The following is a 20,776-nucleotide window of genomic DNA, read 5'->3' on the forward strand; positions in this document are numbered from 1 at the left end:
GCCGAACAGGCGGGAGGCGAACTTCTCGGTGGTGCCGCGCAGCTTGGGCCGGGCCACGGTGATCGGGCCGCTGGTGGTCTTGACGGTGGTCGGGCCGCACCACTGTCTCTTCCGCATCGCCGCTGTTGCCGGCGACGGAGGCGGTGGTGGTGCGCTGGTAGCGGGCGCGGCCGAGGAACGCGTCCACCTCGGCTTCGACGGCGGTCTGGATGATCAGGCGGGCACCGAGCCGGGCGACGTCCTCGACCAGATCACGATCGGAGGTGAACAGGGCGTCGATCTCGGCACGGATGGTCTGGATAGGCGATACTCGACGGGTCACGAGCGTGGGACCTCTTTCGTGCAGAACTTGGCGGTTCAGTACGGAACTTACGCTCGTGATCTATTTACACCGCATCCGGGACGCGACCTGTGCGGCATGATCGATCATCGGCATGATCGATCATGTCTAGTCCCATGAGATGCCTGACGTTTCTGTCCCACGACATAGGCGACAGGTGATCTAGGAAACATGGTCGACCTTGTAGGGCCGATGCGCTTTGACGTTGCGGACCGGAAGGTCAGTGGTGCGGTGCACGGTACGCGGCCCCTCGTCCAGATCGATGGTCAGAGTGGTGTCGCTGACGTGCACGGTGACGACGCGGCCGGCATACAGCCGGCCCAGGGAGACAGTCTGCCGGGTGACCATGATCACGCCGAAGGAATTCGCGCGGCGCTGCACCGTGATCGGCGACCGCTCCGGGACAGGCGGCGGCCCGGCCGGGCGGGCGCCCCGCAGCATCAGGCGCTTGGCCCAGATCAGCGGGTTCGGGCGGGTGCGTAGCAACTGGCGGGTGTCGGGGTCGAGGAACATCAGGGTCTTCTCCTCGATCCGGATGGTGACCCGACGTCCGCCCAGGATCTCGGCGGCCAGCAGGTAGCGGCCGGCCAGGCTGACCATGCCGTACTTGTTGACCGTCCGCTCCACCTCCACCACGGCGTCGTTCTCGGCCTGCGGCAGTGGTGACGGCCCTGCCGGGCGGCCACCATCGGCGAACAGACGGGCCAGGTCGTTGGTCGACAGGTGTGAGCGCAGACTTTTGAGCCGCGCTCCGCCGACCAGCAGGTGGATCACGTTCACGTCCGCCCAGAAGGTGATCACCTGCCCGGCGCGAGCCGGGCCGAGCCAGAACTGCTTGCCGGCCACGCCCAGGTTGCCGCTGGCCGGCACCACCCGGTCGAACTCGATAGGCCCGCCCGACCAGGACGCTCCCGGTGTCGTCGGACGCGCGGCCACTTGCGTGTCCTCGTTGCTGCTCTTCTGCCGCTTCGACAACGGAGCAGCGGCGTCTGCGGCTGCATCGTCCGCGGCAGGTGCCGGGTCCGGTTGGGCGGTCAGGATCGTCGGCAGGCGCAGCGGCAGCAGCTCCCGCTCGGCTGCGTCCACGGGCGTGAACCGGTCAGCAGGAACGGCCATGTCCAGGCTCTGGTGCGGTCTGGCGGTGTTGTAATGGGCCACCCAGGCGTCCAACGCGGCCTGGAACGCGGCCAGGTCCTCGAACGGGCCGGCGTCATCCAGCAGCTCGCGGCGCATGCTCTGATGAAAGCGCTCCACCTTCCCGGTCGTGGTCGGTGAACGCGGCTGGGTGAGCCGGTGCACGATGGCGTTGTCCCGGCAGATCCGGTCGAACAGCACCTCACCGCCATGCCCGAACCGCGCGGTGAACTGCTTGCCGTTATCGGTCAGCACCTCACCGGGCGCCCCGAACGCTCGCAGCGCCTCCACAAAGGCCAGGCAGACAGCCCGGCCGGTGGCCCGCAGCACCGCTTTGGCGATCACGCAATACCGCGAGTGGTCGTCGACGCCGGTCACCACCTTGACCTCACGACCGTCGGCCAGCAGCACCCCGCCGACGATGTCCATCTGCCATAACTCCATCGGCGCTTCACGCTGCCAACGGCGAAAGACCCGCTTACGCCGCCCCGCACCCGGCTCGATCAGCCCATGACGGACCAGCGCCCGATACACCCCCATCCGCGACGGCGGCGGATCGATCCCACGCCGCCCAGCCTCATGCGCCAACCGGACCGGACCCCACCGCGGATGCTGCCGCCGCAACTCACACACCAGCACCTCCACCTCCGCAGCCATCTGTGACGGAGACGAATGCGGTCGCCGCGAACGATCCACCAGCCCGCCCAGACCCGACTCCCGATAACGCGACACCCAGCCCGACAACGTCTGCCGCGCCACCCCCACCTCCCGCGCGACCTCGGTCACCGAAGCGCCGGCCAGCACCGCCAGCACAGCCCGATACCGCTGCTCAACAACAGACATATCCACCAGGGCCAATCCCGGCCTCCCGACGCGCGACGCCGCAACGACGCACGACAGACTGACCGAAAACAGCACCTGTCGCCCATGTCTTGGGATCGACGTGTCAAGCATGTCCCGGGACAGGACATCGGCATGATCGATCAGCCGGATGAGACTTTTCCCTACGACTTCAAGGGCGGCCCGCTGCGCGGCCCGCCGGGGCGCGGTGATCGGTCTGCGCGCCCGACTGCGGCTCTTCGGCCGGTCCGGGCACGCACCGCCTCCGCGCCCCATGAATTTAGCAGCGAGATTGCCAGAGCCCGACGGAAGATCACCGGGAATCGGTTAGTTGACCACGGCATTGCCGTCACGCAGCAGGCCACCAGCCGTCTGTCTCCAATCCGGAATCACGGCGCCGTACTCATCCCGCCTCACGATCGCCATATCGTGGTCGGCCAACGTAGTTGGTCGGGGGCGATCGACGAGCCACGCCACGCTCTCACCGCGCTGGGAGTGACCAGGTATAGCGAAGACGCGCTTCGTGTTGGGGACGGCACTGCGGTCACGATGACTGCCCCGTCCCGCAACAGCGTCTCCCACCTCTCCAGTCGGTCGAGGATGCCAATCCCGGCACCTGCGACCTCTAGGGTGATCGCCGACAACGCGCCTACACCGTCAGCGAAAAAGCCCGTCCGAAAACTTCCGTCCAGTAGAAATTTTTGTCCAAAACCCAGTACGGATAGTCACATCAAGCTACGCAGGATGACTGTTGCTTCACACGCCAAAAGTCAGGCCCCAGCCAACCCAAATTCGATTCGGCATTCGACCACAGGCAATACCGACACAAAGAGCGTCAATTGCACAGGTACCAGAAAGGCGGCGCCTCGATACGCCTTTCGAGAGACACAAAGCACCCAATTATGACGAAACAAAGCTATCGAAGCAGGGCCTCCCGGTCAAGCCACTCAGGTTCCCAACGCCACCACCCCCGCCAAGATGTCCCTAGTCGAGCACTTTGAGGTTTAAGCGCACTTATGGCTAGATTGACCATAAATCAGTGGTCATGTGATTTTTCCGGAAGGGTGCTGTACGTTGGGGGACTTCAATCCACGACTTTTCTGATTGTTTCAAGGTTGCGATACTCACACCTATGGACAGGCTGCCTAAGGGGCTTGCTATGCGCGGAGTAGATGGGAAGTTGGACGTAGGCAGTCTGGTGACCCTGCCTAACCAACTTGGCATCGGACGTGTCGGCAAGGTCGAGAGCCCACGGGTGAGGGTCGACTACTTCGATTCCGCGGCCGCACCGGCACACGCTTCCAAGTGGGTCGATCAGCAAGCGTGCAAGGCGGTGGTGCTCGAACGGGAAACCCGAGTCTTCTGGCAGGACCTCGACGTAGGGAACTGGCGCGCGGGCAGAGTTGTTGGCAACGACGGCGACCGCTATTACGTGCGACCACCCAACACGAAAAGCGACGTCATTGTCGCCGAACGAGAGATTCGTGTGCGCTGGGACCGGCCAGCCGAGGACCCTGTAGAGACACTACTGGCCGGGGCAAACGAGACTCCATACTACCGGGACGCTCGGTTGCCGCTGCTGAAGAGTCTGATTGACCAGCGCGGCGCCTGTGCCAGCACCACCGCCCTCCTGTCCTCCGCCGTGGAAATCCATCCGCACCAGGTTAAGGCCGCCCTCACTGTGCTCTCGGATCCGGTGCAGCGGTATCTCCTCGCGGACGAAGTGGGGCTCGGTAAGACCGTCGAAGCCGGCTTCGTCATCCGGCAGTCACTGCTGGACAACCCGAGGAGCCGGATCGTGGTCATCGCCCCAGACGTACTGCGGCGGCAGTGGCTCCAGGAGTTGATCAGCAAGTTCCATATCGACGAGTTTCCCGATGCAGTGATCAAGATTTCTGCCCACGAGCATGCAGAGCGCTGGGAGGACTATCACGAGTTCGATCTAGTGGTCATCGACGAGGCGGACCAGCTCGTCGAGGTGGGGGATCCAGAGTCCTCCCCCTACCGGGAGGTCTGCGCGCTTGCACAGTCCTGCCCCAAGCTTCTCCTGCTCTCCGCGACCCCGGCAACCCGCCGACTGAACACCCATCTCGGGCTGCTCCATCTGCTGGATAAGGACCTCTACAAGTGGGAGGAGCGGGAGGCGTTCCGCGCACGGTTCGAGCAGCGCAAGGAACTCGCCAACCACCTGTACGCCCTTACCTCCGAGGAAGGATTCGAGGTCCTTCTGCCCGCAGTGATCGATGACATCTTGGCCTTGGCTCCGAACGACGTCAGGCTCGGGGAGTTGGCCGACGAAGTCCGGGGGTTTCTCACCATCGACGGCGAGTTGCGCGAGAGCGTCGGCAGGCCGAATTTGGAATCCGCCGTCGAAACACTTCGTGCGCACATCAGCGAGACGTACCGGCTGCACCGGCGGATGATCAGGCATCGCCGGGCCAAGGTGCTCGCCCGGTTTGACGACCCCGAGATCGCGCCGTTCGAGGTGAGCGGCCGACAGCGGCCTAAACTCATCCCGCTGGACTCCCCCCAGCAGCAAGCGCTCAAGGGCGCTCTACTCGACTGGCAGTCGGAGACCTCCGCGTGGCTGCTCGACCACCCTGAGACTGGGACATTCGCGGATCTCGGTCGTGCCCTCGCTGTTCTAGCCTCTCGCGCCGGCGGCAGCGTCACTGACTTCGCCGACGCGTTGCGCTGGCGCGTAGGAAGCGATCTCAGTGCCGCCAACCGTGCCTGCCTGACTGGCCACGAACGCACAGCCCTCGCCACACCGCCCGTTCATCCGGTCGAGCGCCATCTCCTTGACGAGTTGTCCGGCGCGTTCGCCGGTTCCGCCAGCGGAAGCCTCCAGTTGGCCGAGGCCATCGTCCCCGCGCTCAATAGTGCTCGTCACGCTGTTGTGTTCAGCGGTCCCGGCAACCTCTGCGCGGAGTTGTGTGGTGCGCTGGCCAGCGAGGGAGTCGACCTGCAGGTGCTGGAGCACTCGCGACGAGCCGGTCCGGAGATGTCTGAGCAGGCGGTGAGGACCTGGCTGGAAGAGGGTGGCGTCCTCGTCGTGGACGCCACCGCGGAGGCAGGTCTGAACCTCCAGCAGGCCGACGTGGTGATCCACTGCCGGCTGCCCTCATCGCCCAACCGGCTCGAACAGGTGGTCGGCAGGGTGGATCGTTACAGCCAGGCTTCCGCCGAACCGGCGCAACAGTACATCGTCTCGGGGGTCGATAGCGACCTCGGGTTCGGTGACGCCTGGCTCACGCTGCTCGACGAGGGATTCGGCATCTTCAGAGAGTCGGTCTCGGCGCTTCAGGACGCTATCGACAGAATACTGCCGTGGCTGTGGCAGTCGGCGGCCGAGGACGGACCCGAGGGGCTGCTCGCAGCTCACGAGAAGATCGTCGATCTGCTGAGGCAGGAGCGGAAGGAGATTGACGCGATGGACATGCTGGAGTCCATCCATGAGTCTCCGGCAGACCTGCGAGACATCGCAGCAGCGATCAACGCGTTCGAATCGAAAGAGTGGCGGGATTTCGAAGTCGCGCTGACCGGCTACGTCGGCGCGGCCCATGGCGGGCTCGGGTTCGTGGTACGCCGGACGGGGTCGAGTTTCCACCCGGTCGTCGAGTTCGAACGAGGGGTCAAGCCCCCGTTGATGCCTCCGCGAATGTTCGCCCTGTCTGGGCACCTCATCGAGTCGGCGCAAATGCGGGGGTTGTTCAGCCGCACCGCGATGCTCCGACGTCCAGGAACGCGGCTATTCCGCATCGGTCAGCCCTTCGTCGATCTGCTCGCTCAGGCAGCCGTCATCGATGACCGGGGGCAGGCGTCCGCCTTCTTCCGCAGAGCCATGCTCGGATCAGCCGAGCCGCAGGTCTACGTTCGCTTCGACTACCTGGTCGAGGCCGACGTGACCGAGGTCATCGCCATGACCGGTGGGAGCGGGGACGCCGAACTGGCGCTTCGTCGTCAGGCGGACCGAATCCTCGCGCCCTTCCTCCGCCACGTGTGGTTGGCCGCCAATGGCCGAGCGGTCACGGATCCGCGACTGCTGGCGCTGCTCGAGAAGCCGTACGACCCGCACAATGGGGACCTGAACCTGAACTCCGACCGAATTGGAGCGTTACATGATATTTACGGTGGACGCGGACAGTTCGCCCTGGATCTACGGGTTCTCCAACAGCGAGCCCAGAGCGAGTTGAAACGGGTCACTGACCTCGTCGAATGCTGCCGCAAGGCACAGCACCAAGGCGTGCGGGCCATCGCGAGCGCTCGATCCCAGGCCGAGGCCAGGCAGGCCGCCGGTCGGCTGGTCAACGACACCGAGAGCCTGCTGATGGACGTAAAGATCGCCGAAGCCCTCGTCAAGGGTCTCACTGAGCCCAAGGTCTCCCCAGTCTCGGTGACCGTTCTCATGATAGGTGCCTACAAGGAGACAGCCGATGGCTCCCGATGACTGGGCCTGTGCGCAGCGCCTGCTCCGCGCGACGTCGGCGGAGAAGCTCGCGGCGATCCCCGCCTCAGGAACCTGCCTGCGCCTACGGGATGCGCTGCGGGGACTGCGGAGCGGCGGCGCGGGGTGGCGAGACCTCGCCGCTCTAGTACGGCAGATCCTCCTCGAGGCGGAGGCAGTCCGCGGCGTACAGCCGCCGCTGGTGGTGCCCAGGTCCGTGATAATGCCCACCAGTGCCCAGTGGAGCGAACTAGGGTGTGTCGCCGTACCGGGCCACGGCACCTACTCCGTCTCCGCGTCCCCGTGGCATCCCTCCATCGGTCCTGACGAGAAGCCGGAACTCGCCCGCGCCGACCTCCGGCAGGTCTATCGGAGGGACAGGTGCGGTGCGCGGGAGACCCGCCTGGCAGATCCCTTCTGGACCGCGGCCCTCGGTCACGGGCACTACCTTTCACCCGGCCAGAGGCAGGCCGCTCGAACCGTGGCGCTTGCCCCGCCGGGAAGCACCACGATTATTTCCGTGCCGACGGGCCAGGGCAAGACGGATGTGGTGCTGGCCCCGATCATCATGGCGTCCGCCGAGAGCCGTGCAGTCTCCGTAGTGGTGGTGCCCACGGTCGTGCTAGCCCTCGACATGGAACGCCGCGCCAGGCAGTTGGCCGGAGAGGCAAAGATCAAGCTGCCACCGAGTGGCTGCTTCGCCTATACCGGCAGCCTGCCCGAGGACACCAAGCGGGAGATCCGGCGTGGGATCAGGGAGGGGTCGCAGAAGTTAGTGTTCACCTCTCCCGAAGCCTTGGTCACCGGGCTGAGCGGAGCTCTCATGGACGCCGCCGTGAACGGTCACCTTCGTTACCTGGTCATCGACGAGGCGCATCTGATCGAGCAGTGGGGCACCGAGTTCCGGCCGGAATTTCAAACCATGGCGGCCCACCGCATGGCCTGGATGGCCAAGGCCCCGCAGGGTAAGCAGCCGATCACCGTCGCGATGAGCGCGACGCTAACCGAACGCCAAATCCGCACGGTCTGCGATCTGTTCGGAACATCAGAGCAGGACACCGCCCTGGTCTGGGCGGCGGCGCTGCGTAAGGAACCCAGCTATTACGTTCGCCGGTTGCCGTCGGAAGAGGAGCGGGCTGAAGCGGTGCTGCAGGCTGCGAGCCTGCTGCCGAGGCCGCTGGCGCTGTACGCCAGTCGCATCGACGACGTGCGGAACTGGATCCGGTTGCTGCGCGAAGCCGGGATCCATCGGGTGGCGGAGGTGACAGGCGACTCGAGCGAGGCCCAGCGCCAAGCGGTGGTCGACGGATGGCGGACCGACTCTGCCCCGGGCGGTTCCCGCTTCGACATCGTGGTCGGAACGTCGGCTTTCGGACTCGGCGTGGACCTCCCCGACGTGCGCAGCGTGGTGCACGCCTGCCTCCCGGAGACCATAGATCGCTACTACCAGGAGGTCGGGCGCGGCGGACGCGCCGGACAAGCCTCCATCTCCTACTTGGTGCTCGGCCCGAAGGACTTTCGTATCGCCCAGCAGATGAACACCCAGACCATCATCGGAGTGGACAAGGGGTGGGATCGCTGGCAGCACATGTACCGCAACGCCCACACCGGTCCCGACAGGAAAGTCACCATCGATCTCGATCTGTTTCCACCGCATCTGATGGACGCCAGCCAGCAGGGACGGCAGTGGAACGTGCGGACGCTCAATCTGATGAAGCTAGCCAAGCTGATCATCATTCAGGCGGTGGAGCCTCCGAAACCTGAGGAGCACGAATCCCAGGCGGAATGGGAGGTGCACATGGAACTCTTCCTCAGCTCCGCAGCCGCTCGCCTAAACGTGCTCGTGATGGACGGCGGAACGAACGATTCCGAGCGGTGGGCGTCCGCGGTCTCCGCACAGCGCCGCGAGATCACCGCGGCACAGGAGAAAGCTCTCACGAACATGCATCAGGTCTTAAGTCCTGCCCGCTGTGTTGGTGACACCCTGGCCGACGCCTATCGCACCCGCTGGAGTGGTGGTCTGCTTGGCACGGTGGTGAATTGTCGAGGGTGCCCCTATTGCCGGATGGCGCAGCACTCGCCGAGGAACGGGTTGATGCGCAGCGGTTATGATCCGATTCCCGCGGTCCACCCATGGCCTGCCACGACCGACCCCCTCACCCGGCTGCGCGGAAGTTCCAGCGGACTGCGCATCCAGTGGAATGGGGATCAGGAGCGCCGGGATCTGCTACCAGAGTTGCTGGGACACCTCGTCCGACGCGGGATGCCCGTGCTCGGCGGCCCGGGAGCCGACCGTGCGCTGTTGACGGAGGTTCAGGCGGACGCTTATCCGGCTCCGGTCATAGTGGACGACGACGAGGATCTGACGACCTACTCCAGCATCCCGGTTGTATGGATCGCCGAGGCGCCGGGACCACTCAACAGTGTGATCTCTGACCGTGTGCGTGGCGGCGAGATCACCTATGTCCTGCGGCCCACGACACAGAACGTGCGGGATGACTTCGAAGATCACCGTCTCTGGAGCGGCCGAGCTGCCGTCTCGATCCGCGTCGCCCTGGGAGAATTCTGATGACACTGATCAATGTGAGTGCATCGCTGCCCACCGCGATGTGGGCGGCCATACGGATGTTCTCCACGCCCACCGCTCGATACCAGGTCGACGAGTTGTTGCTGCTGCTCAGCCCGACATCGGTCTTCCGAACGAAAGAAGACTCCAAGGAGAAGCCTCCTGCCCGCCGCGCCCTCGACACCCTTCAAGACCTGGGAATACTAGAGAAGTCTAGTGACGAGATCGGACTGTCCGCAGAGCATCAGGAACTGGCGGGAGCCGCCCTGCGCACGTACCTGGACCGGCTGCGCATCGCTTGTTTGGCGGCCAAGCACAATGATGGGCTTCTGGGTCAGACCGACCGGGGCGCGCTTGATCTGACCAGGGCGTTGGTCTGGTTCCTCGCACAGGATCCACTAGGTCCACCGCTTGGCTGGACCGAGGTCCAGCCCTTGCAGTCGTCGGTGAATTGGGCCTCAGGTCTCGTCTTCTCCAACAGCACCCGATGGAATCTCTTCTCCTACTGGGCTCCGGCTCTGGGGTTCGCCGGCCAGCATTCGGTGCTTGGCGACGACGCGGCACGCACGCTGATCCCAGACTGCACCACAGCGGTCCAGGCGACGGTCGAACGGCTCTGGCCTGCGGAAGCGCTGCTCGAAGCCGAGGAGTTCGTCGCCCACTTGTCTGCGGAACTGCCGGTGTTGCCTGAAGGCCAGTACGCCAGACAGTTGGGCATATCGACCGACGACCCGAAGAAGGTGTCCACGGTCCTGTCACTCGCTCTGCTCAGGGGACATGACGAAGGCTGGATCAGCCTGATCCGGCGCCAGGATTCGCAGCGCGACGTGGTGCTGGTTGATCCCGACCGAGTAGACCGCGCACAACGCGTAACCGAAATCGAAGTTCACGGGAGCCACGGTGAGTGATTTCGTCGGACACCTCTGCTGGGACAAAGTGGAGGCGGGAAACATCATCAGCACCGAGGCGGTGAGCCCGTCGGCCGCGGTGTTCTTCGCCACTCACGCGCCCCTGCGGATCAGTCGCCGAGCGTCCGACAACGTCGACCGGGAATACGACGGCGGCGAGGTGGGGGAAGAGAACGTACGTCACGACTTCCTGACCAGGACGATGGCCAACGGTGTTCTTCTCATGCCTATCGTCGGTGGATCCGGAAGCGGTAAGTCCCACCTCGTGCGCTGGGTGAAGGAACGCACCGAGAGCACTCCGCGACGTCACGTCATCTATCTGGAAAAGGCTCGAACGAGTCTCAAGTCGATCGTGGAGGCACTTCTTACTGAGGTGGACGGGCCGGAGTTCGACAAGCTCCGGTCTGACGTGCTGCGCATGGGGACCGAGATCACTCTCGGCGGCCTAAAACAGCGCCTGCTGAACTACCTCCAGGAGGCGCTCACTGAGGCCGAGGCCCGGATACCAGCGGAGCGTCTGCTGGTCGGTCCCGGCAAGCTTGAGCTCATCCTGCTCGACCCCGTCCTGCGCGAGCACATGCTGCGCCCAGACCGACTCGTCCCCCGATTGGCAGAGCATCTGTGGGCGGACCGAGGGGCCGGAAAACCGGAACGGCAACTCTCCTTCACCGAGGAGGATCTGCCGCTGAACCTGCTCAACATCGACGACGCCGCCGTCGCCACCAAGCGGTTGTGCACGCTGATCCAGACTAGGCCGGAACTACAGAAGGCGGCACTGGACCTGCTGAACCGGCATCTGGACGTCGCTGTGATGAACGCCACCAACATGGGGGTTGGACGCCTTCAAAACGCGATGATCGAGATCCGGAAGGAGTTCGCCCGGCGTCGACAGGAGATCGTCCTACTGATCGAGGACTTCGCGCTGATCCAAGGGATCCAGCGCGACCTGCTCGAATCCATCATCGAGGTGGGGGTGCGAGATGGCGGCGAGGTCCTCGCCCCCATCAGGACGCTTCTGGCGATCACCCCCGGCCCCTACCGGGACCTCGTGGACACAGTGGTCACCCGAATCAGGGCCACCACCCCTTATGCCTACTACCTGGACCAGCAATTCGACGGCGGTCCCGACGCCATGGCTGACGCTGCCTCCTTCGTCGGCAGGTACCTGAACGCCGTCCGCGTCGGGGCAAAGGCTCTCGAGGAAAGGGGGGACCGGACAGGCGCGGTGCCCAACAAGTGCGACGAGTGCCATTTCAGTGAACCGTGTCATGCAGGCTTCGGCGTTTCCCCAAAGGGCCATGGCCTCTATCCGTTCAACGAGAACGCCCTGGAAAGGATGATCCGCAGCAGGGCGAGGCACGACGACAGCGGAAACCTTCTCTTCAACCCCCGCTCCGTAGTCGGTGAGGTCGTACGGAACATCCTGGTGGAGCATGCGGATGCAATCCGCTCCGGAAGCTTCCCAGAGGTCCGGTTCCGTGAGGAATACCCACCCGGGACGAACGGAAAGCGCATGCTAGCGGCAGTGCGCGAGGAACTGACTGAACTGGACCCGGCCGACGCCGACCGTCGTGTCACCTTCGTGGAATTCTGGGGCGGGGCCCCCGACCATGCGGTCAATCTGCACCCCAATCTGCACAGCGCCTTCAGGATCAGACCGCTGAAGGACGCCGATACATCCCCTTCTGGGGGTCCTCACCGTGAGCGACGAGACACGTCACCAGACCGCAACACGAATCTGGTCCCACCACCTCAACCGAACGAGAAAATACCCGCCTCGCTGGTCAAGCACCTCGATGAAATCGAACGGTGGGCGAACGGCACGGCAGAACTTCCACAGGCGACCGCACGGGAGTTGCGTTCTTTGATATCCCAGGCCGTGATTCGGCGCGCTCAGTGGATGGACCCGCTAGCGCCCGAACCATCCAGCGCTCTGATAAGGAATGCTTGGCCGAACAGATCAACCGTCGTTTCCATCGAGGGCGCCCTTGGGGAAGCGCTGGACGTGACGAATGCAGCCATCCGATTCACGCGGACGGACCGGAACGCCGTCTTCTTCCAAGGGATCCTAAAGGCCAGAGCCGGGATCATCGAGGGTAACGCAGCCCACATCCGCCGACTCGACGGGATAGCCGAAAGGCACCAGGATCGGCTCCAGCAAGCCATATGCGCGGCGCGGGAGGTGCAGGACCATCACCTTGCCGTGGCCTTCAGAGGCTCGTTGTTTGGTGCGGCGCTGGCAGGTCGAGCGGTCCCAGGAATGACCGATGCCGAACTGCTCGACGTGGCACTCGATCCGGGCGTTGAGTGGAGCCGCAAAGACCAGGACGTACGTACTCCCGGCTGGCTGAAAGCGTGGGAGACTCACAGTGCCGCGCGACCGCACCTCGTCGCCGGTATTCGTGAGGGCATCGGAATCGCCCAAGGCCGGGGCGAAGTGAGGATGCTGGACACGGCCCGCATCCTGCATCACTTGCGCGACGCGGCTGATAGCTGGACTTGGCAGATGCCAGAGGAGGGAGTCCCCGGGTGGGCAAAGAACGCACTCAAGGGGCTGTCCAACTGGAACCGTCTGCTGGAAGAACAGGCCTCCTCTCTGCGCGAGTTGCTGGAGAGCATCCGCTCGCTGCTGCCGAGGGGCGTGCGCGGGCGCGAGATGGTGGAATCCGTAAGTGCCGCTCTGGAGTCGGCAGCGAGGGTGGGAATCGCGCCAGACGACATCCAGTCCATCCGGGAGATGAATGCGCGTGCCCTCAAATGCGACTGGCCTGTCGTTCAACGACTGGAACAGGACCTAGAGCGCCTGGCCCAGACCTCATCCGGTGATCGGACCCGGCAACGAAGACTCGTCACCGTCGCGGCCATGGACAGGGGCGAGCACCTCCGATTCGCGATGGAGTTTCTGTCCAGGAGCGACACGTGGCTTAGCAACAAACTCGAGGAGGCACGGATGAGGGAGAGCAACAGCGGGGACGGTGCCCTCCGAGAACTGGACGAACTGCTGGCGCGCTGGGCGGCCGTCGCAGGAGTGGACGCCTCATGAGCCAGACCGTCCCTGTTATCGAACTGGCCGACGCCCTGCGCCGTGAAGCCGTCCGACTAGATCAGGGAACAGACGCCGAACGCGAGGCCGAACGCATCGCCAAGAAGGCCGAATTGCTGAAGCCTGCGCTGGGAGACCTTGAAAAGGCGGTCGAAGCCGCGCGCCAACTTCACCAACTGGCAGGGACGCAGGAACTGATCGACCTCAGCGTAGCGGCCGACGGAGTAGCCGCGTTCAGAGGCCACGTTAGACGTGGCCGCCCAGCCGATCAGGCGTTCACCGCCGCGCGGAACAAGATTGTCGGTGCCAAATCCACCATCACGACCGCACTGGAATTCGCCTGGATGGAGTTCGCCCAGAGCCGCCTGGCCGAATTGCCGCTTCGCAGACTCGCCCTGCTTCCCGCCGCTAGGCGCAATGACCAACGCCGCAGACTCGACGAGTTGCGGACTTGGGCGCGAAGGAAGCAGCCGACTATCTCAGACATCCAGCTTTTCGACCAGGCATGCACCATCATCAGCGAGGCCCTTGCTCAACTGCCCGACCCGGAGCCGGAGTTGGATGCCGTGTTCCAAAAGATCGAAGCAACTCGCGTGACGCTGGCCGACCTCACAGACGCGGACATCGCGCTGCTCAGGCGGGCCCGCTTGGACGACCAAATCGAATTGCACAGGAAGGACATTTGATGGGGCAAGCGCCGAGCAAGGCCCTCGTCTCCGCGATTCTCGACTCCCTGGAAGACCTCGAACTCCCGCTGTTGTCCTGGGGCGTCACCTCGGTCGAACTCTCCGACGAGGAGGTATGCGAGGTGATCGAGCGTCATGTGGAGGGACAGGCGGATCCGCAGGAGGTGCTGCGCGAGCTCATCAGCCAGGGACTGCTGATGCAGATCCCGAGGACTTCACCGCGTACCTATCGGACCAGGCTCGCCGAGACCGTTCGCCTGGCGGCCGGGCTACGGCAACTCTTCGCGCCTAGGGATGTGACGAACCCGCCGGAGAGGTGGTGGCATCGAGGCAGGAGACTTGTCGCCGACTACCGCTTGCTGACCTCTCCCCGGCGCTATCCGGAGCGCAACATCGAACCGGACGCGGTCCTGTCGGAGTTGAGTTCCTTGCGTAGATGGGGAGACCTCCAATCACGGGTGGCCACGGCCCAGATACAGAATCGTCGATTGGCGCGTTTCCAACTCATCGCGACCCGCCAGATCTTCGAAGCCGCCGACGGCGACCGGAGCCGTGGCGTGATCGTGGGTGCCGGCACCGGCAGCGGAAAGACCTTGGCCTTCTACCTGCCGGCCTTCTGCCACATGGCTGAACAGACCGGGCGTGGCAGCCGCTTGGGCGTCCAAACCATGGCGCTGTACCCGCGGACGGAGTTGCTGCGGGACCAGATGAAAGAAGCCGTCGGTATTGCCCTCACCGTCAACGACGTCCTACGGCGCAGCGGTCACCGCACCCTCCGCATCGGCGCCTTGTACGGAGATGTGCCACAGCAGTCGGACTTCAAGCATCAAAAGCATGTCGCGAGAGCATGGTCTATGCGCAAGGACCAATCGGTGGTTTGCCCATACCTGCCGTGCCCAAAGTGCAACGGCGAGTTGGTCTGGCCAGAGGCCGAGCGGCGGCGGGGGCGCGAGTTGCTTAGGTGTGCACAATGCCGGCTCGAACTTGATGATTCGGTGATTGTGCTCACGCGGAAGTCGTTGCAGAAAAATCCGCCGGACCTGCTATTCACCACCACCGAAATGCTCAATCGCAATGCCACGGACCGGCAACTGGGAAAGCTCCTCGGATGGTCCGGCGACAATGCGCCGCGTCTCGTACTGTTCGACGAGGTGCACACCTACAGCGGTATCCACGGCGCCCAGGTCGGCCTGATGATGCGGCGGTGGCGGCACCGGGCCATGTCACCGGTGACGTTCGTCGGATTAAGCGCTACCCTGCGCGACGCGGGCCGGTTCTTCTCCCAGCTGACCGGACTCGATGAGAACGCGGTCGAATACATCGAACCGCGAGCCCACGAACTGGAGACTGAAGGGCGCGAGTACGCCATCGCCTTGCGGGGCGATCCCGTGTCGGGAGCGGACCTGCTGTCGACATCCATACAGACCGCCATGTTGTTCGGCCGAGTCATGGATCTACCCGGAAGCGAATACCTGCACGGCTCCAAAGGCTTTCTGTTCACCGACGATCTGGACGTGACCAATCGCTTCTACGACAACCTCAGAGACGCTGAGGGCGGCCAGTATCGCGGCGGAGCGCAACGGCGCCAGGTCAAACCAGTCCTCGCCGCTCTCCGATCCTCCACCGCGCCGTACGCGGACGAGCGCTTCCGGGATGCCCAGGCATGGCACCTAGTAGAGCGCATCGGACGACCACTGCCGAAGGCGGCAGACGAAGGCTGGCTGACCGTCGCGCGGACCTCGTCTCAGGACTCGGGCGTCAACTCGAACGCCGATCTCATCGTCGCCACGGCATCCCTGGAGGTCGGCTTTAACGATCCCGCCGTGGGGTTCGTCCTCCAGCACAAGTCTCCACGCAACGCCGCCGCGTTCATCCAGCGCCGCGGCCGCGCAGGGCGCAATCGGGAGACCCGGCCCTGGTCGGTCGTCACGCTCTCCGACTACGGGCGCGACCGACTGGCGTACCAGGCGTATGACTCGCTGCTCAACCCGGAACTTCAGGCCCGCAGCCTTCCGATCGGAAATCGGTTCGTCCTCAAGATCCAAGCTACGCACGCGCTCCTGGACTGGCTCGGCGACCAACTTGCCGCCGAGCACCGCGACGCCGATCCGCGAACCCTGCTGACCGCCCCAGCACAGCGCACGCGCCAGATCCCGACAGTTCAGCAATCGTTGACGGATGTTCTTACCAGAGTGCTCACAGATCCTAGGTTGCAGGACTCACTTGCAACGTATCTGCAGCAGGCGTTGGACATCGACGCCGAGGAGGTACGTGCGGTGCTCTGGGATCAACCGCGGTCGCTGATGCTGGCCGTGATCCCCACGGCGGTGCGTAGGCTGGCGTCCAACTGGTGGCCGGTGAGCAGGGATCCGGGCGCCAAGCCCAAGGACATGCTTCCCGAGTTCGTGACACGTGCGTTGTTCCAGCCGCTGAACGTACCGGAAGTGGTGATGCATCTCCCGTTCGGTCCGGACGAAGACGTGGAGGCGCTTGCGATCGAGCCAGCCCTGCGGGAGGCCGTGCCGGGCAGAGTCAGTCGCCGATACGGCTACCGCCGGGACGACCACCGCACGTGGCTGCCCCTCCCCGAGGCGGGCGACACAATCGACATCACGGACATTGCGCCGGAACGGGCGAGCCTTGGGCAGTGGCAGTCGCAAGACGGTACGCCCGTCGAGGTTGTCCAACCTTTCTCACTCCAGCTGACCGAACCGCCCCCTGAGGTCAAGGACTCGGCTCAGGGCTTTCCTATCTGGGCCAGCCAGTTCCTTCCGGCCGAATTCCTCAACGAGGCCGACCTGCCCGAGGAGTGGCGCGACAAGGTCCTCGCCATGGACTTCGCCACACATGCGACTGGCAATCCGTTGGAAGCTCGACGGATGACGACGGGTGCCCAGTGCGAGACCTCGTTCAAGAACGGGAGAACGCAGAACCGCCGCGTGCGTTACATCTTCGGCGGGCGTCCCGCCGCGCTCGGCTTCTCGCTTACGGTGGACGGGGTGCGTTTCGACCTCGCTCCGCTGGACACTGACGATCCCGAGGTGAGCCACTATTTGGCCAGCCTGTCCTGGCGCGGTCTTGCCTTCACCACGAGCTTGATGGAGGATGCCGAACTCGACGACCGTGCCAACTCCTTCCAGCGCACCTGGCTGAGCCTGATCTACCTAACCGCGTTCGCGCTGCGCGGACTGGACGGCGAATCGACGGGTGAGCAAATCCATGCCTCTCTGGCCAACGGCGCCTGGGGTGATGATCTGGACGACGTGTTGAGGGTGCTCTACCGGGAGTCGGAGCTTAATGGCACCAGCAGCGCCTCGGAGCGCCTGGTATCCGCGCTGACCGAACTGAGCCGCGATCCCAGGGTCAGGGCGCGCCTCGACAAGCACGGGGAGTTGCTAATCGAACCCGACATCCGCGGCCGCACCAGCGCGCTCGCCCAGCGCGTGTACGTCGAGACCATGGCAGCGGCACTCCTAGCGGCCGCGCAGAGAGCCTGCCCAGACGCCCAGGACCGCGACCTTATTGCCGATGTGGTGCCCGGATCCGCTGGCGGGGCCACGGTTTGGCTGAGCGAAACCTCTATCGGAGGGCTCGGCGTGATCGAGCAGTTGGCCCGGTACTACAGCAACGACCCACAACGTTTTTGGAGCTTGGTTGCGAACGCCCTCACTCCCACAGATCACGAGTATGTAGACGCAACAGTAACGGCGCTGCTTGAGGAAGTAGCCCAAAATTCCGACGGTGCCGCGGCCGCAGCGATCCAAGACATCCGGCACGGGTCGTCCTCCCGGGAAACCCAGGAGGCACTTCGCGAACTGCGCACGGCCTGGTCAAAACTAACCGGTCCGCCACGGCACGCCGCCGTCGCCGCTCTGTCCACTCGTCTGCTGCGGCCCGGGTCGACGCCAGCGACCGATCACACCGCTCTTGGGCTCAGCAAAGCGTGGAAAGAACTGGAGGCGCGGTTGGGTTTCGAAGTCGAGGCGAGGGTCGTGGCCTTCGCGGTGGGATCGCACAGGCTGAAGGTGCCCGGTGCTCAGCAGACGCTCTCCAGTGACCAGGTCTTCAGCTTGCTCTGGCCGCGCGGCCCCCAGGCCCGCAGGCAAAAGCTTGACCACTACCAGCCGTACTCCGGTCCGCCGGTACTTGACCGGTTGCTCACTGTCGCTGCACTCAGCCAGGGGCACCCCGAAATCTCCGTCATCGAGGAAGGCTGGCAGGAGCGCTATCGGCAGGCCATCGCGTCGTCCCATGTGGTGCAGCTCGTCGCTCCCACCGAGAACGGGAACGAGATGTCGGCCGCCATTCGTAGAGTGCTGGCCTTGCGCATCGACGCTGGCACCTTGCCAGCCTTCGGCACAGTACGCAGTCTCGTCGACAACGGGCAGCAGATGCATGCACGGATCGAACATCGGCAAACCGGAGACGAGGCGTCCGGAGCCCTGGAACGATCGTTGGACGTCACTGCGGGAAACACGGAAGCCCTCGATGCCCTGCTCAGGGGTGTAATCTGCGCAGAACTGATCTCACCGAGTGATCGGCTGCTGCTGGAGTGCCCGGTACTCGATGATAGGCCAGTGCTCGACAATCAGAGCGGCGACTTCGATGACATCTTCCCCGACGCAGCTCCGCAGGTGCTCACCCTGACCGAGGCGCTAGGCAGACTGGCCAGCATGGGGACACAGATAAGGATCATCACTCGACCAGATGAGCGCAACAATTTGTTCCTGGAGCGACTGCGCCGACTGGCCGACCCCACCCGCCTGACGGTGCATACGAGCCCCGACGTGTACGGAACCACCTTCTGTGGGCAGGAGTGGTTGCTGACCGGGCCGATGAACTCCGTTGTCCGGAACTCACAAGCCGATCGGGGCCCGACCTTCTACCGGGTGGATGCAGTGGCGGCAACTCATACGCTCACCAGCAACTGGAAGGAGATCGAGAACGCATGAACGCGTCCTCTCAAGGGCAGGGCTGGTCCCCCGCCGAACTGGCGTTCCTTCAAGGATTCTTCGGCTCAGAAAACACGATTGGTAACAGCGTCGACACCGCTTCCGACCAGCACCTCGGCCCGTTGCTGGAGGAGTTGCGGATTCCCCGCCACGAGCGGTACCCCATAGTGCTGCCGCGGCGGGTTCCTGGCGAAGAGGGCACCATCATCAGCTATACGATCACCTGGAGCGCCGCGCAGTCACGTCAAGTAGCCGAGGTGATCAGGGCATTCGTTGGATACAGCTTCAGCGACTTCGACGGCAGGCCGAGCAGTCTAAATCCCGCCGACCCTGTTGAGCAGGCTATCCACCAATTGGTCGGACCTAACCTGACGTTCAAAATCCAAGGCGGACAAGACCAGAAGACCGCCACCACGGCCTGGAACCTGCTGATTCTTATGCTTAAGACTATCCGTCAGCGTCCAAGAGCAAGTTTGCCCCTTCAGCGTTCGGTCTCACGCCTGTTGGAGGACTTCGACGTAGCGCTCGCCGCGGGCGACATCACCCATGCTGGACGTTGCCTGGACAGGATTATCATGTCCGGCGGCCTGACCGACGCCAATCTTGCCCGACTCCGTGCGAGATTACTGGTGCAGCAGGGGCGGGACGCTGACCTGCTCAACTTGCCAGGGCTGCGCAGAGTAGTGGGTGACGGTGCACCCGAATGGTTGAGGGACGCTTTGCTCGCAGCATTATACAGGTCAGCGGATCCAGTTCGTCACTGGGACGCTGGAAATCCAGACGAAGCATGGGCAGTAGTTTGCGACCACTCGCGGAACCTGCCACTTGCCGATCTCCTGGCCGGGACGCCACACACTTTGGGTGCCGAAGCCTTGTCGGTCTGGGTGCTCAACGCCCTGCTCCGGCATGATCAGGCGTCGCTGTCCCAACTGGTGGGCAACCGAGCGCTCTTCGACCGTCTGTTCTCCGTTGCCGGCGGCCTCGCCGATACGGTGGAAAGTCTCCTTGAGTCCAGCGGCGAGGTTCCGGAGGCACCTTCGGATCGCCATAGAGCCGAGTCGGCCTCGATCACCACCTGGCGGGACCTGATTCGCATGGTCGCGGACGGTAATCATCATGCCAAGGAGGCGTTGCGCGACAGGGACGCATGGTCCGTATGGGATCCACCAGTTGTTCACGACAGTGAGATCGCTGATTTCCTCCTCGGTCTTGATGATGTTCGAGCCGACCAGATCTGGTCGGTGGTAGGTCCCTTCGTTGAGGCCGACGACTACCGGGAACCGGCATGGCGTAGCGCGCGGGAGTTCCTGCGCAATGCGCTGATCAACGACCGGTTCACACCTGCAGACGTCGCCGGAATCGTGGCACTCACGGAGATCGTGCTGCGGGGAGCGCCCGACAGAGACGACTACACTACGCTGCTCAATGACCTGGGCGAGGAGACTCAACGCTGGGTAGGTCCGGAGAAGGCCACCGTAGCGCTCGACCTCGCCGATCTGCTGGTGCGGGCGGCATGCCCCGATCCAGAGGCGCGACTCCGCCTGGCCATCGCGTTGCTGCAACCGCTCTCAGCACACCAGAGACGCTTGAAGCCGGAGGAACGAGCGTTCGCTCGGCAGTTGTCCACAGAGTTGGGGACGGAACTCAACTGGCCCGACGAGCAAGGCGAGGGAGTCACACTACATCGGGATCAGCGTTCCCTGACCATGCTGCTCTACTCGCTCGACGAGGCTGTCCTCAAACGAACGGAGGAAGCGCTAAAGCCGTTGGGTGTAGCTCGCGCTCAGGGACTGTCTGACCTGGATTGTTGATGTCTATCAGAGGAGCTGCGGCTACCTCCGTCGCGGGTCTGGATGGTCA

General features: G+C 64.1%; 9 protein-coding genes. 8 read left to right on the top strand and 1 reads right to left on the bottom strand.

Annotated elements, in window-relative coordinates; genetic code table 11:
• Positions 1-460: hypothetical protein (locus tag ABZS69_RS65785; RefSeq protein WP_355394975.1), on the top strand; the 460-nt coding region annotated here is incomplete at its 5' end.
• Between the two features lie 42 nt (positions 461-502).
• Here ABZS69_RS65785 and ABZS69_RS65790 read toward each other — a convergent pair.
• On the bottom strand, positions 503-2,428 hold the full coding sequence (locus ABZS69_RS65790; protein ID WP_355394978.1) for an IS481 family transposase: 1,926 nt from the start codon (positions 2,426-2,428) through the stop codon (positions 503-505).
• Between the two features lie 1,018 nt (positions 2,429-3,446).
• On the opposite strand from ABZS69_RS65790, the gene dpdE reads away from it, so the two are divergent.
• From dpdE to ABZS69_RS65825, 7 genes are read left to right on the top strand one after another with little or no spacing between them, the layout of a single operon-like run.
• Positions 3,447-6,764, top strand: coding sequence for a protein DpdE (dpdE, locus tag ABZS69_RS65795; protein WP_355394981.1), 3,318 nt, complete (start codon positions 3,447-3,449; stop codon positions 6,762-6,764).
• Positions 6,751-9,330: a protein DpdF gene (dpdF, locus tag ABZS69_RS65800; RefSeq protein WP_355394984.1), complete on the top strand. Its 2,580-nt coding sequence runs from the start codon at positions 6,751-6,753 to the stop codon at positions 9,328-9,330. Before dpdE ends, dpdF begins: the two co-directional genes overlap by 14 nt.
• On the top strand, positions 9,330-10,235 hold the full coding sequence (gene dpdG / locus ABZS69_RS65805; protein ID WP_355394987.1) for a protein DpdG: 906 nt from the start codon (positions 9,330-9,332) through the stop codon (positions 10,233-10,235). Before dpdF ends, dpdG begins: the two co-directional genes overlap by 1 nt.
• Positions 10,228-13,278 (top strand): protein DpdH, encoded by a 3,051-nt coding sequence (gene dpdH / locus ABZS69_RS65810; RefSeq protein ID WP_355394989.1) that lies wholly within the window; start codon positions 10,228-10,230, stop codon positions 13,276-13,278. The genes dpdG and dpdH overlap by 8 nt, the downstream gene beginning before the upstream one ends.
• Positions 13,275-13,964 carry a hypothetical protein gene (locus ABZS69_RS65815; RefSeq protein ID WP_355394991.1) on the top strand — a complete coding sequence of 230 codons (690 nt, stop codon included), beginning with the start codon at positions 13,275-13,277 and terminating at the stop codon, positions 13,962-13,964. The genes dpdH and ABZS69_RS65815 overlap by 4 nt, the downstream gene beginning before the upstream one ends.
• On the top strand, positions 13,964-18,916 hold the full coding sequence (dpdJ, locus tag ABZS69_RS65820) for a protein DpdJ (protein ID WP_355394994.1): 4,953 nt from the start codon (positions 13,964-13,966) through the stop codon (positions 18,914-18,916). The genes ABZS69_RS65815 and dpdJ overlap by 1 nt, the downstream gene beginning before the upstream one ends.
• Positions 18,913-20,727: a hypothetical protein gene (locus ABZS69_RS65825; RefSeq protein WP_355394997.1), complete on the top strand. Its 1,815-nt coding sequence runs from the start codon at positions 18,913-18,915 to the stop codon at positions 20,725-20,727. The genes dpdJ and ABZS69_RS65825 overlap by 4 nt, the downstream gene beginning before the upstream one ends.
• Positions 20,728-20,776: the final 49 nt, after the last annotated feature.

The organism is Nonomuraea sp. NPDC005650, from assembly GCF_040605375.1.
GTDB lineage: Bacteria > Actinomycetota > Actinomycetes > Streptosporangiales > Streptosporangiaceae > Nonomuraea.